At 47.4% G+C, this 13,030-nt stretch carries 13 protein-coding genes and 1 riboswitch; of the genes, 6 read left to right on the top strand and 7 right to left on the bottom strand.

Features of this window, described 5'->3' with window-relative positions:
- Positions 1–86 precede the first annotated feature (86 nt).
- The 3 genes from FCU94_RS06405 to FCU94_RS06395 all read left to right on the top strand — a co-directional run bounded on the left by FCU94_RS06405 (position 87) and on the right by FCU94_RS06395 (position 2,265).
- Positions 87–755: an OmpA family protein gene (locus tag FCU94_RS06405; protein WP_441351737.1), complete on the top strand. Its 669-nt coding sequence runs from the start codon at positions 87–89 to the stop codon at positions 753–755.
- 164 nt (positions 756–919) lie between these two features.
- A complete protein-coding gene (locus FCU94_RS06400; protein ID WP_255199236.1) occupies positions 920–1,909 on the top strand; it encodes a J domain-containing protein in 990 nt (329 codons plus the stop codon).
- 170 nt (positions 1,910–2,079) lie between these two features.
- On the top strand, positions 2,080–2,265 hold the full coding sequence (locus FCU94_RS06395) for a hypothetical protein (protein WP_176287714.1): 186 nt from the start codon (positions 2,080–2,082) through the stop codon (positions 2,263–2,265).
- Positions 2,266–2,331: 66 nt separating this feature from the next.
- Here the strand turns inward: FCU94_RS06395 and maiA are convergent, their stop codons facing one another.
- The 4 genes from maiA to hppD are packed head-to-tail and all read right to left on the bottom strand — an operon-like array spanning position 2,332 to position 6,198.
- Positions 2,332–2,982, bottom strand: coding sequence for a maleylacetoacetate isomerase (gene maiA, locus FCU94_RS06390; protein WP_176287713.1), 651 nt, complete (start codon positions 2,980–2,982; stop codon positions 2,332–2,334).
- Positions 2,975–3,988: a fumarylacetoacetate hydrolase family protein gene (locus FCU94_RS06385; protein ID WP_176287712.1), complete on the bottom strand. Its 1,014-nt coding sequence runs from the start codon at positions 3,986–3,988 to the stop codon at positions 2,975–2,977. The genes maiA and FCU94_RS06385 overlap by 8 nt, the downstream gene beginning before the upstream one ends.
- Positions 3,989–4,001: 13 nt before the next feature.
- Complete coding sequence (locus FCU94_RS06380) at positions 4,002–5,132, bottom strand: homogentisate 1,2-dioxygenase (protein WP_176287711.1); 1,131 nt, start codon at positions 5,130–5,132, stop codon at positions 4,002–4,004.
- Positions 5,125–6,198, bottom strand: a complete 1,074-nt coding sequence (hppD, locus tag FCU94_RS06375; protein ID WP_176287710.1) for a 4-hydroxyphenylpyruvate dioxygenase — start codon at positions 6,196–6,198, stop codon at positions 5,125–5,127. Before hppD ends, FCU94_RS06380 begins: the two co-directional genes overlap by 8 nt.
- Positions 6,199–6,577: 379 nt before the next feature.
- Between hppD and FCU94_RS06370 the strand changes: the two genes are divergently transcribed.
- Positions 6,578–7,684, top strand: coding sequence for a M20/M25/M40 family metallo-hydrolase (locus tag FCU94_RS06370; protein WP_176287709.1), 1,107 nt, complete (start codon positions 6,578–6,580; stop codon positions 7,682–7,684).
- A gap of 48 nt (positions 7,685–7,732) precedes the next feature.
- Here FCU94_RS06370 and FCU94_RS06365 read toward each other — a convergent pair whose 3' ends face one another.
- The 3 genes from FCU94_RS06365 to FCU94_RS06355 all read right to left on the bottom strand — a co-directional run bounded on the left by FCU94_RS06365 (position 7,733) and on the right by FCU94_RS06355 (position 10,575).
- On the bottom strand, positions 7,733–9,523 hold the full coding sequence (locus tag FCU94_RS06365) for a putative bifunctional diguanylate cyclase/phosphodiesterase (protein WP_176287708.1): 1,791 nt from the start codon (positions 9,521–9,523) through the stop codon (positions 7,733–7,735).
- A gap of 142 nt (positions 9,524–9,665) precedes the next feature.
- Complete coding sequence (locus tag FCU94_RS06360; protein ID WP_176287707.1) at positions 9,666–10,400, bottom strand: chromosome partitioning protein ParA; 735 nt, start codon at positions 10,398–10,400, stop codon at positions 9,666–9,668.
- A 16-nt stretch (positions 10,401–10,416) separates the two neighbouring features.
- On the bottom strand, positions 10,417–10,575 hold the full coding sequence (locus FCU94_RS06355) for a hypothetical protein (protein WP_176287706.1): 159 nt from the start codon (positions 10,573–10,575) through the stop codon (positions 10,417–10,419).
- A 240-nt stretch (positions 10,576–10,815) separates the two neighbouring features.
- On the opposite strand from FCU94_RS06355, the gene FCU94_RS06350 reads away from it, so the two are divergent.
- On the top strand, positions 10,816–11,154 hold the full coding sequence (locus FCU94_RS06350) for a 50S ribosome-binding protein YggL (protein WP_176287705.1): 339 nt from the start codon (positions 10,816–10,818) through the stop codon (positions 11,152–11,154).
- 268 nt (positions 11,155–11,422) lie between these two features.
- Positions 11,423–11,520: riboswitch (glycine riboswitch) on the top strand.
- Positions 11,521–11,626: 106 nt separating this feature from the next.
- Positions 11,627–13,000 carry an alanine/glycine:cation symporter family protein gene (locus FCU94_RS06345; RefSeq protein WP_176287704.1) on the top strand — a complete coding sequence of 458 codons (1,374 nt, stop codon included), beginning with the start codon at positions 11,627–11,629 and terminating at the stop codon, positions 12,998–13,000.
- The last annotated feature ends 30 nt before the right edge of the window (positions 13,001–13,030 follow it).

Here is a 13,030-nt window from a genome sequence, read left to right as displayed (position 1 = left end):
GCGTGCATCGTATCGGCTTTATTCTAGATACGCATGCACCAGAACGTCAATCTGGTCAAAGTACAATGATACACGGAGAAGTTATCGTGAAAAAAATGACGCTTGCGCTTGTAGTCGCTATCGCCCTTTCTGGCTGTCAGGCCACTCAACGCCAAAATGCCACAACGGGTGAAACAGAGACGAACTCGACCACCCAAGGCGCGCTTATCGGAGCCATTGCAGGAGCCGCAGTAGGACTGGCAACCGGTGATGATGCTAAAGAACGTCGACAACGTGCATTAGTGGGAGCTGCAGGCGGCGCTGCTGTAGGTGGCGGTATTGGTTACTACTTCGACCAACAAGAAGCAGCGCTACGCAAGGAACTGCTTGATTCAGGGGTTCAAGTAGAGCGTGTCGGCGAAAACCAACTGTTGCTGCGTCTCGAAAACGGTATTGGTTTCCAAACTAACTCCTACCAACTTGATAGCAGTATTCATAAAACCTTGCGTGGTGTCGCGCGTATTCTTGTCGAATACCCAGACACAAGCCTTGTGATTGATGGGCACACTGACAGTACAGGTAGTGACACTACAAACCAAGTGCTATCTGAACGACGTGCAGAAGCGGTGCGCTCATACTTAGTCGGACAAGGTGTCGCAGCTGGTCGCGCTATTGCTCGCGGCAATGGAGAACGCTACCCACTTTGCACAAATAGTACGGCTAATGGCCGCGCATGTAACCGCCGAGTTGAGATTCAGATTCTACCGCTCAAATAATAACTCGCAATCTCACCTCTTTGATGATGGCTTCTACGGAAGCCATTTTTTTTGCTCAATGGGTCTTATTTATTGGCTGAATTGATATACTGAGCAAATAGTATTTCAATTTACGTGAGATTATTTTGCGCCTACTGCCGTTTCTGCTTCTGAGTTGTTCATTTTTGACTGCCGCACAAACGGTGGAAGAACTGGTAAAAAGTGCGCAAAACAACAGCGTTCACGCTCAACTTCAGCTCGCTGAAAAGTACTCACGTGGCGATCAAGTCGAGCAATCAAATAGTGAAGCCTTGTATTGGTATCAACAAGCGGCGCAAAACGGCAGTCAGGTTGCGGCTCTTGCGACAGGTCAAGCCTACCTTACTGGGTCTGGAACCAACAAAGATATTGAAAACGCACTATTTTGGTTAACTAAAGCAGCGATGCTTGGCGACGAACAAGCGCCACGTTTACTCGGCGAAGTTTACGAGCAACTCAAACAGCCGACAAACAACCTCGATCTCGCTGAGCTTTGGTATCAAGAGGCGGCGCGAAATAACCCCGACGCCGAGCAAGACTACGCTCGAGTGCTTGAACAACAGTTTAATAACCGCCGCGCAGAGCAAGTTGCGACCCTAGACCAGCTCGAAGAGGCCTTTGACGCCGAACAAATTGAGCTCAGCCCCAACGCGAAATCACGCTCAATTAGCCAACAAGACCAAAACAAATGGCTCTATTCGTTGCTAACGGCTTTGATTGCGAGTCTAGTGGGACTGGTGATCCTACTTCGACGCCAACAACAGCTTAAGGCTAATGTTCACTCCAGTGATAGCGATCAGCAGCGCCAGCAAATCAAACTCGAGCGTGAACTCAAACGTAAAGATGACACCTTAAAACAGCAAAAACGCCAACTAGAAACGCTATACCGCCACGTTAAAAAGTTGCAAGCTAACGGAAAAGCGCCAGCACCACAGATGAGCTACAAAGATAACCCGCTCAACCTTGCCTGTGCGCTGTTTGGCTTTTCCCCAAGCCAAATACCCGACGAGAAAAACATTAAGCTCAGGTATAAACAGCTAAGTAAAATTTACCATCCTGACTTGAAGGGTAGCGAAGAAGAGATGAAACGCTTGAACCAAGCGTTAAAAGTGATCTTAAAACACGTTAACAAATAGTTACAAAGTCACTTTCCCTACACTATACCGTTCTGGAAAGCTCGAAATTGCGGGGCTACGCAATCGATCACCCTCCCATTACCAGTAACAAACAATTAACTTAATAGTCCTGTTCATGTCATAATGCCGCGCGACAATAACACCTAAGCAATAAAGGTGGGGAGATCACTATGTTTACCATTGAAGGGGTATGCGATTGGTGTAAAAAACCAAGTATGCTAACCAAACATGACTACGTCGATGGCATGAGCCACCACTCGTGTAAAGAGTGTAACGACCTGGCGACACTGGATGTACGCCAATTTAACATTGCTGAGTTGCAGCACAGAGAGCGCCAAGTAAGCTCACTGCGTTAACTCGCTCTGTTCGAGCAATAAAAATGAAAAAAGCCACCAAATAGGTGGCTTTTTACATATCAGTGGCTAGTGCTCTGTATCAGGCTGGCTATCTGGCGATGCTACCTGAAAAGCGTCCAGTCGATTGAGCGACGCTGTCACTTTTTCAATAATCGGATAACGCGACATATCAAGATTAAAACGCCGTGCGTTGTACACCTGCGGGACCAAACACACATCGGCTAAGGTCACGTGGTCGCCCACACAATACTGGCCATGTGTTTGGCTTAAACGCTGTTCTAAAGCCTCGAATCCACACTCTACCCAATGCAAGTACCAGCGCGTTTTTTCCGAGTCTTCGACCTTCAGTTGATTTGAGAGATACTGCAATACCCTTAGGTTATTGAGAGGATGGATATCGATTGCAATATCTTGCGCCAGCGCTTTAACCAGATAACGCTGCTCTTTATCTGATGGGGTAAGCAGTACTTCAGGGTACGTCTCATCAAGATAATCAATGATCGTCAGCGACTGGTTCAGCGTCACCTCGTCGTCAACGAATACTGGCACCAACTGGTTCGGGTTCAGTTGGCGAAAAGCGCTCGAGTGCTGTTCCCCGCCGGCCTTGACTAGGTGAACACTGCGCTGCTGGTATTCCAATCCTTTGAGATTGAGCGCAATGCGGACTCGATAAGCCGCAGACGAGCGCCAATAACCGTAAAGTACGCGATTAGGCATACTTCACCACTTGCTGATCAATCGCTCCGAAAATAGAGTGCCCATCCGCATCTTTCATTTCGATACGAATACGATCGCCAAATTTCATAAAGCTGGTTGAAGGTTTGCCATCACGAATCGTTTCAATCATACGCACTTCAGCGATGCAGGAGTAGCCGACTCCCCCTTCTGAAATCGCGGTACCGTAATCAGTCCCTTGTTTGTTTGATACCGTACCTGAGCCAATGATAGCACCAGCCGATAGCGGTCTAGTTTTGGCAGCATGGGCGACCAATTGTGGAAACTCAAACGTCATATCAACACCGGCATTGGGGCAACCGAATGGCTTACCGTTGTATTGACTTAGCAAAGGCAAATTCAGTTTGCCGCCATCCCAATCATCACCCAGCTCATCAGGCGTGACCGCGACCGGAGAGAATACCGATGAAGGCTTAGATTGGAAGAAACCAAACCCTTTTGCAAGCTCATTAGGAATTAAGCCGCGCAGTGATACGTCATTAACTAACATCACCAAGCGAATCGCTTTTGCCGCGTCAGTTTCAGATGCGCCCATAGGCACATCGCCAGTGACCACGGCTACCTCACCTTCAAAGTCAATTCCCCACTCTTCACTAAAGACAGGGATGTCGTCACAAGGACCAATAAATGCGTCAGAACCGCCTTGGTACATCAAAGGATCTGTCCAAAAGCTCGGTGGCATTTCAGCACCGCGCGCTTTACGCACTAGTTCAACGTGATTGACGTAGGCCGACCCATCCGCCCATTGGTAGGCGCGCGGCAGGGGCGATTCACAGCTTTGAGCATTAAACGCCATTTCGTTGGTCAGTTCACCACTGTTGAGCGCCACTGAGATTTCATGCAGTTGTGGCTCGACATCAGACCAATTGTCGAGTGCGTGCTGCATGGTTTGTGCGATTTCGGGCACCGCCACACATTTGCTTAGATCTTTGCTAACGACGACCAGCAGGCCATCGCGACTGTTGTTTTTTAGGGTAGCTAACTTCATATAAGATCCCTTGTTATTTTTGTTGCCAACTGTAAACGTACTGAGGATTTTCGACCTGCTGTGCGTGCTCGCTGAACTGCAGTGCGTGACGAGTATCAATCATCACCGCCACTTCATCGGTGAACTTCTTCTTGTACTCTTGCCCTGCCTTAAACGCTTTCGGGTGCGGGCCATGAGTAAAGCCTGCAGGGTGGAAAGTCACCATACCCGCTTCAATGTTGTCACGACTGAAAAAGTCGCCAGCGTGGTAAAACAGCACCTCATCGTAATCGTCGTTGTTGTGATAAAACGGCACTTTCAATGCGCCAGGATCGCTCTCAATCGGGCGAGGTACAAAGGTACAGACCACAAACCCCTGACCAACAAACGTGGTGTGCGCTGAAGGAGGAAGGTGATAGCGATGTGACATCAAAGGCCTGATATCACGCCAATTGACCCGTACTACCGACAAATCACCATGCCATCCAATCGCATCGAGTGGATTGAATGGGTATGTGACCACACTTACCTGTTCATGACGCTTAATGTGAACTTGGGTTACCTGCTCGCTGTACTGTTCTTTAAACGCTTGATCAATACTAGGCACATCCAAAACAGCTGGATCAAAGACGGCGTGATTGCCGACCATGCCTTTCTCGGGCAAGGTGTACGCTGCGTCTGTGTTTTCTATCATCAACACAAACATGGGCTCGGCAGGCTCTAAACGCCAATTGGTCGAGCGCGGGATCATCACATAATCCCCTTCGACCACTTCTAGGTGCCCATAATCGCAGTAGAGATCGGCTTTACCCTGGTGAATAAATAGCAGTTCATCGCCATCGGCGTTACGTACTAAGTGCTCCATTGCGCTGTCCAGTTTCCACACCCGAACTTTACAGTTGGCGTTATGCAGCAAATGCGGTACCAACCAAGGTGAGGTCTGCGCGGCTTGCTCAACGAGATTGAAGTTAAAGGCGCGCGGTTTGAGCTCGCCTTGCCACTCACTCCAGCCTGTCGGAGCATGTTGATGATGAAAGTGAGACGCCGGACCAAAAAAGCCGCTGCGTCCCGCTTCACGCTCATAAATTGCCTCTTCGGGAAAGTCGGCGTGCGCCTGCTTGGAGCACACTCCCTCCCGGTGAGGGAATGTAATCCACTTATGCATTGTCGAGTACTCCGCGACGAATTTGGTCTTCTTCTATCGATTCGAACAGCGCTTTGAAGTTACCCTCACCAAACCCTTCGTTGCCTTTGCGCTGAATGATTTCAAAGAACACAGGGCCGATCACCGTTTGAGTAAAGATTTGCAGTAGGATGCCGTCTTTCATTGGCGCGCCGTCGATCAGTATTTGCAGGTCACGCAACTTATCGACATCTTCGCTATGCCCTTCTACTCGACTATCGACCTTCTCGTAATAGGTATCCGGGGTTGGCATAAAGTCCATGCCGCGGTCGCGAAGGGTTTGAACAGTGGTGTAAATATCGTCAGTGGTTAACGCGATATGCTGGATGCCCTCACCGTTGTACTCACGAATAAACTCTTCAATCTGTGACTTATCGTCTGACGACTCATTGATTGGAATGCGGATTTTGCCACACGGTGCCGTCATCGCTCGGCTAACAAGCCCGGTTAGCTTACCTTCGATGTCAAAATAACGAATCTCTTTGAAGTTACCAATACGCTCATAAAAACCCGACCAAACGTCCATATTGCCTTGGCGTACGTTGTGAGTGAGATGGTCAATTTCATACAAGCCGACATCCATCTTTTCTAGTCGCTCTTTGGCATCGGGATAAAAACGAAAATCAACTTCATAGATGCTACCGTCTTGATAGCGGTCGACGAAATACAACAAGCTTTCGCCAATCCCATAGATGGCGGGGATACTCAGCTCCATTGGGCCAATTTGCGTCACATACTGTTCACCACCATGCGCGATCGCGTGCTCCATTGCTTTGGCAGAGTCCGCAACGCGAAAAGCCATACCACACACCGAAGGGCCATGAATCTTCGCAAATTCATGCGCTTGGCTATGTGGCTGCGCGTTAACAATAAAGTTGACGTCACCCTGACGGTATAGCCACGCCTCTTTTGAACGATGTTTGGCGACTTCAGCAAACCCAAGAGAGCTAAATAGCTGTTTAAGATCTTGAATGCCCTTCTCATCGGCTGCCGTGTATTCGACAAACTCAAAGCCATCCGTACCAAGTGGGTTGTACACTTCGTTCATTTTTGTTCCCTCATTATTGATATCACTGCCGTGTTACTCTCAATAACTTGGCTTAAGTGAGAATAAAAATGAACCTCGCCCGTTTAATTTATCGTTAACACAATGTAATCAAAAAGTGTAAACCAGCCATGCCGAAAATAAATTAATCGAATAATATCAAAATCTTAAAATCACAGCTGAAAGTAACATAAACTTTACATTTCATCTCATTTAGCTACATGACACGTTTGGATATGACTTCTTTTTACTCCGCCGATGGCATTCTGCCCACAGGGGCAACAAATCTGACGCCAAAGGCGAGATAGATTGATTTAGCTCAGACCGAGATGGAACACAGAGCGCTAAGGTAAGGCCCTCTGTTCCTAAATGAGGTAGAACAATGACAACCATCAACCGTGATCGTCTCGTCAACCACTTTTGCGATTTAGTCAAAATTGACAGTGAATCGTGTAATGAAAAGCAAATCGGCGAGCTGCTGGCAGAGCAACTTGGCGAGCTGGGCTTTTGTGTTCATAAACTGCCCGTACCTGACCATGTCTCAAATGGTTTCAACTTATACGCCAAACTCGAAGGACAGTTACCTGATAGCGTGGTGCTTAGCTGCCACATGGATACGGTGACGCCTGGCATCGGTATTGAACCTATCATCGAGGATGGCATCATTCGTTCAAAAGGGGCAACAATCTTAGGCGGTGATGATAAATCTGGCATTGCCGCTATCTTTGAAGCCATACGCTCGATTCAAGAGCAACAAATGGCGCACAAAACTATCGAAATCGCCTTCACGGTCCATGAAGAAGGTGGCCTGTTTGGTTCACAACATTTCGACATGAACTACATTCAATCTGATAAAGCCATTGTGCTTGATACTGGCGGCCCGATTGGCACTATCGTTAACGCCGCGCCAGGTCAGCAGAAGATCATTGCCAATTACATCGGTCGACCCGCCCATGCAGGCCTTGCGCCTGAAGAAGGGATTAGTGCGATTCAAGTCGCGGCAGACGCGATTAGCCAGATGAAACTTCTACGTATTGATTCAGAGACCACGGCCAACATCGGCATTATTCAAGGCGGCAATGCCACCAATATTGTGATGCCGACTCTCAAAGTAGTCGCAGAGGCGCGTTCGTTGGATGATGATAAGCTGACTCGACAAGTGGATCATATGATCAACACGTTCCAAGCGGCAGCGGACAAACATGGCGCATCCGTCGAAATTGAATCCACCCGAGCGTACAACGCGTTTGTTATCGCGGACGAACACCCGCACATTGAGCAAATCAAACACTCCTTTAAAGCGATTGGCGCCGAGCCCTACACCAAAGGGACCGGAGGAGGAAGTGATGCCAATAACTTTAACGCAAAAGGGCTGACGACCGTGAATGTTTCTACAGGCATGGCAAAAGTTCACACGACCGAAGAGCACATTGCTATTGAGGACATGGTGGATATCACTCGCTTTGTTGAGCACTACTTAACCCATTAAAAGTCTCGCATCCACTAAAAATGAGAGTCGCGAGTAAGTGGCGGCTCTTTACTCTTTCACTAGCTTAACTCGTTTCTCTTCTCGTCGCTCTTCTCGCATCATGGAAGCAAACTCATCGTGGGTCAGCGGGTGAGAAAACAGATAGCCTTGGTACTGATCACATTGCTCTTCGCGAAGCACGTCTAGTTGTGTTTGATGCTCAACCCCTTCAGCCACCAGTTTGATACCTAAACTGTGCCCCATCTGAATAATGGTACGAAGTAACACACGATCGGAGTGATTGGTCGCGCAACCATCGATAAAACACTTATCAATCTTGATGATATCAACTGGCAACTGTTTGAGGTATTTCAAACTCGAATACTCAACCCCAAAGTCATCAATTGCAATCGACACCCCGATGGCTCGCAATTGACGACAGATATCAGTAATGTGTTCGGGGTCACTCATCAACGCCGATTCGGTGATTTCCATTTGTAGCAAATGAGAAGGCAGCTCTGTCTCTTTTAATGCCTTACACACCACTTCAAACAAGTCACAATGGGCGAACTGCACCGTCGAAACATTCACCGCGACGCATATCGCCATTCCCTGATCGCTATATTGCTTAGCTTGGCGGCACGCTTCAAAGATAATCCAATGCCCTACAGGCACAATCTGAGTGGTTTTTTCGGCAATGGGGATAAACTCTGCGGGAGAGATCGGGCCTAAGTAGGGGTGATTCCAGCGCAGCAACGCTTCTGCGCCAACGACACTCGCACTATCAATCGAAACTTTGGGTTGAAACAGCAACACGAACTGCTTACTCAGCAGCGCAGACTTAATCTCGGTTTCAATTTGATGTTGACGAATCGTTTCACTCAGTAGCTCGTCATCAAACCAACAGACCGACCCTGCTCCCTCTGAGCGCGCTTTAAACAGCGCAAAATCCGCATTTTTCGCCCACACATCATGATTGCCTTGCGCATCCTTGGCTAACGCGACACCCACACAATAGGAAAGACGGTGCGAAGTGTTATCCACCTTAAACATCACTCTTTTGAACTGGGTAAGCTCGTCCACCACTTGATTAAGCTTTCTAGCCAGTTCCTTATGTTCAATTAACGCGACAAACTCATCGCCGCCAAAGCGATACACTTTGCCATTTTGTGCGACGATATCTTTCACGTATTTTGAAAACTCAATGAGTAGATCATCACCATAGCGATAGCCCAATCGGTCATTAACACTCTTAAAGCCCTCAAGACCGATATAGATCAGCGCAAAACCGCTGGCGTTGTTTTGATTGACTCGTTCTACATCTTCCATAAAAGCATTGATGTTGGGCAGTTTGGTCAGAAAGTCCGTTTGGCTCTCGGTTTTGAACATCTCGGCCTGTTGACGAGTTTTGACATAAAAATAGGTCATTAGGGTCGAGAAAACGGTCAACGCCGTCACTTCAATTGAGGTAGAAACAAACAGCTTGAAATCGGTAACGGGTAGCTGGTATAGCAGAACATTAATCAGCGCGGCGCACACCGCGATGGGCCATAGGGAGCCGGGGAACAATACGATATAGCACAAAGGTAGCAGAAATAGACACACTCTCACCGCGTCGAGTTGAAACGGCTGAATTAATCCACCGAGCATAAAAAGCGACAGCGCGGCGAAAGCAAACACATGCTTGAGCGAGCGGTTCGTTAAGTAGAGGGCAAGCAGCAACAGGAGAGGAAAGAAGTAGTAACTCAGCTGCCATGGGTGCGTCTGTTCCACCAAAGCATAAGTCATCACCCCCACCGCCAATAGGTAGGCAATATAGGCAATCACTTGCATTCCTTGCGATACTTTAAACAGTTGCATGGCCAACCTTGCTTCCCCGTTTATTACTATAAACAGTAGCGCAAAATTTCGCTTTGTCCTGTTTCTGTACCGTTTTGCCCGCTCTATACCGACAAAAAAAACGCCTCACAGGTGAGGCGTTTTACCATCGTAGAGCTAAAACTCAAAGCCCTAGTTCTTGAGATAGCGCATCAATCTGTTTTAAATCAAGCTGATGTACGCGAATCATCTGTTCAACTTGGCTTAAACGCGACGAAGCCTCATCTTGCTTGTCACAAGAGTCTGATTTCGCCTCCCAAGAGGTCCCTTCTAAGTAGAGATCACACTCTTTTTTCAACTTGGCAATTTTAGGCCCGAGTTCTTCTCGCTCTTGCTCCAATGCTTCAAGCTGTTGTTTCACTTTAAGCTCTTGCTGAAATAACTCTCGAGATCGCTCGAACATTGTCGCCTGCATGTCCGCTTGGCGATTTAAACGGTTATTTTGTGAGTTGACCGATTCAAGTTGCTGCTTCTGCTCATCAAGCTGTTGTTCAAGCGACAAATTGAGTTTTTCTAGCTCTTGCAACTGTTGCTGTAGGCCTTGCACTTCACTGTTATGTTGCGCCTGTTGGTCGACAATCGCTTGTTGCAGTTTTTGCTCGACTTGATTGTCAACTTCCGCCACCTTCTGTTCAACCTTGACCACCAATTGCTCTTTATCTTTCGCTAGGGACTGATACTGCTGCTCAAGGTTCAAATAGGTCGATTGCCATTGTTTCGCGGTTAACGTCGAGCCTAACAAGCCACCCAGTGCCACCCCAAGCACTGCGGCGATGACAATATAGAGTAGCGTTTTATTATCTCGCTCCTCAATCACCACAACATCTTCGTCGTCTTGATTGTTTGTCTGTTGGTTCACTTAAACACTCCTGAAGTTAACGCATCAACTCGGTAATCATTAATGTTGCGGTATAAATTAAGAAGCCAGAGATGAGCGTGATGACAACATATTTTTGCAGTTTTTCACTCGTGCGATAACGGATCAAGACAAATGCAATAGCCGCTAAAAACACAATGGCGAGCAACCTAGTCATAAACTCTCCTTAGCTGGTAATACTTAACTACTTTATACCATTTTACGCACGAATAGTCAGAGGCGCGTAGTTTTACTATCGACGATTATTAAATTAATTGGATCAAAAGGTTACTTGTTGCCCGGTCATTGGCTTCCGCGAACAAAAAGCCATCATTATCTGAGCTAACTGGCGCGTTTTGTTTGGCGCATAGAGGCACATCATGGTTAAATAACGGCGAAACAACAGAGAGAAAACGAAATGAAACCATTTAAAGTAGACAATAAAAAACGTCGTATTCAGAAAAAACTCTTTTTAGGAGAGTTCGCCATGTTGGGTTTCGAACTGAGTTGCGAAACAAACATCGACGACTTTGACCGCTACGATACCTTTGTCGATGATTTCATTGATTACATCGACACATTGGGCCTTTGCTTTGGCGGCGGCGGCCTTGAGTTATTTGAAGGCTTCTTGTGTGCTAGCGAACGCTATGTCGATGTTACCGAGGAACAGAAAGCGCAGGTTACCGCTTGGCTTGAAGCTCGAGAAGAAGTGAAGTCTGTACAAACCAGTGAACTGGTTGACGCTAACTACTTCTAATCAGCTATCACCTAAGAAATAGCGCCGAAACGGCGCTATTTTTTTGCGCTAACAGGCAAATTTTCTATTGAATTAGCCCCATATAATGATAGAGTTCACACATTAATAGCCACCAGGGCTATTAACTAACTTTTGCTCTAATTTTGAGCAATTGTTCCGATGAAGACTGCAGGAGAGTGGTTATTAACCAAATTTTAACATTTGGGCCAGATAACCTACCGAAGAAGTAAATCTTTCAGGTGCTACCTAGGTAGCGGGGACTGTTGTTGGAGGAACCTCTGGAGAGAACCGTTTGATCGGTCGCCGAAGGAGCAAGCTTTACCAATGTAAAGTGAAACTCTCAGGCAAAAGGACAGAGGAGTGGAAAGACTTAATCAGCTGTATTGCTTTTCTGCCTATAGCCATCGGAGATCCCTGATCTCTGCCCTTTCCCTCTTCTCCTTATTTTAGTTTTATCAATTAAGGGGAATTCATGGATAACCTACACGCTCTACTCGTCACTATCGACAATTTTGTCTGGGGACCACCACTGTTAATACTGTTGGTCGGGACCGGTGTCTACTTCACTTTTCGCTTAGGCTTACTTCAGTTTAGACATCTCCCTACCGCGCTCAAAATGGTGTTCAGTAAGAGCGATTCAAATAAACAAGGCGATGTATCGAGCTTTGCCGCGTTATGTACTGCCCTCTCAGCAACGATAGGTACAGGTAATATTGTTGGGGTGGCCACTGCTATCAAATTAGGCGGTCCAGGTGCTCTATTCTGGATGTGGCTAGCCGCACTTTTCGGTATGGCAACCAAATACGCCGAGTGCTTACTGGCCGTCAAATACCGCCAAGTTGACGCCAAAGGCCAAATGATCGGTGGTCCAATGTACTACCTACAATATGGCGTGGGTTCAAAAGCATTGGCAGTGATGTTCGCTATTTTCGCGCTCGGTGTGGCTTGCTTTGGTATTGGTACCTTCCCGCAAGTGAATGCGATTCTCGATGCTAGCGAGATTTCATTTGGTCTATCGCGTGAAATTTCGGCCACTGTGCTTACCCTCTTGGTTGCGTTTGTTACCTTGGGCGGTATCAAGTCAATCGCGAAAGTGGCCGGTAAGGTCGTACCGACCATGGCACTATTCTATGTACTCGCTTGCCTAAGCGTGATCATCATGAATGTCGATCAACTGTATGCTGCTGTCGAACTGGTACTGGTTTCTGCCTTTACGTCAACCGCAGCAACCGGCGGTTTCTTGGGCGCAAGCATCATGTTAGCGATTCAATCAGGCATCGCGCGTGGCGTGTTCTCAAACGAATCAGGTCTTGGCAGTGCGCCGATGGCCGCCGCGGCAGCGAAAACCGACTCGTGTGTCAAACAAGGCCTTATCTCAATGACCGGAACCTTCTTTGACACCATCATCATCTGTACCATGACGGGTTTGGCGCTCATCCTAACCGGAGCGTGGCAAAGTGACTTTGCAGGCGCAGCGATGACCACTCATGCGTTCGCTGTGGGTTTGAGCTCAGACACCTTAGGACCAATGATGGTATCGATTGGTCTGATGTTCTTCGCCTTTACCACGATTCTTGGTTGGAACTATTACGGTGAACGCTGCGTGGTTTATCTCATGGGTACCAAAGCAGTTCTGCCATACAAACTGATTTTTGTTGGTCTAGTGGCATCGGGCGCTTTCCTACACTTAGACATGATTTGGGTAATTGCAGATATCGTTAACGGCTTGATGGCCATTCCAAACCTTATCGGTTTGATTGCGCTAAGAAGTGTGGTGATTGAAGAAACCAAACAGTATTTCGCCGCGTCAGCCCATGGCTTCAAGCAGCCACAGTGGCAAAACTAAGAATAAAAAAAACAGCGACTTAATTAAGTC

It is taken from the genome of Vibrio sp. JPW-9-11-11, assembly GCF_013369335.1.
Lineage (GTDB): Bacteria > Pseudomonadota > Gammaproteobacteria > Enterobacterales > Vibrionaceae > Vibrio.
Note: the sequence above shows the minus strand (reverse complement) of the source record. Positions and strands in the feature narration are given on the sequence as shown.

Coding starts and splice junctions, on each gene's coding strand:
- FCU94_RS06395 (WP_176287714.1), top strand. CDS start 2,080: ATGTTTACCATTGAAGGGGTATGCGATTGGTGTAAAAAACCAAGTATG.
- maiA (WP_176287713.1), bottom strand. CDS start 2,982: ATGCCTAATCGCGTACTTTACGGTTATTGGCGCTCGTCTGCGGCTTAT.
- FCU94_RS06385 (WP_176287712.1), bottom strand. CDS start 3,988: ATGAAGTTAGCTACCCTAAAAAACAACAGTCGCGATGGCCTGCTGGTC.
- FCU94_RS06380 (WP_176287711.1), bottom strand. CDS start 5,132: ATGCATAAGTGGATTACATTCCCTCACCGGGAGGGAGTGTGCTCCAAG.
- hppD (WP_176287710.1), bottom strand. CDS start 6,198: ATGAACGAAGTGTACAACCCACTTGGTACGGATGGCTTTGAGTTTGTC.
- FCU94_RS06370 (WP_176287709.1), top strand. CDS start 6,578: ATGACAACCATCAACCGTGATCGTCTCGTCAACCACTTTTGCGATTTA.
- FCU94_RS06365 (WP_176287708.1), bottom strand. CDS start 9,523: ATGCAACTGTTTAAAGTATCGCAAGGAATGCAAGTGATTGCCTATATT.
- FCU94_RS06355 (WP_176287706.1), bottom strand. CDS start 10,575: ATGACTAGGTTGCTCGCCATTGTGTTTTTAGCGGCTATTGCATTTGTC.
- FCU94_RS06350 (WP_176287705.1), top strand. CDS start 10,816: ATGAAACCATTTAAAGTAGACAATAAAAAACGTCGTATTCAGAAAAAA.
- FCU94_RS06345 (WP_176287704.1), top strand. CDS start 11,627: ATGGATAACCTACACGCTCTACTCGTCACTATCGACAATTTTGTCTGG.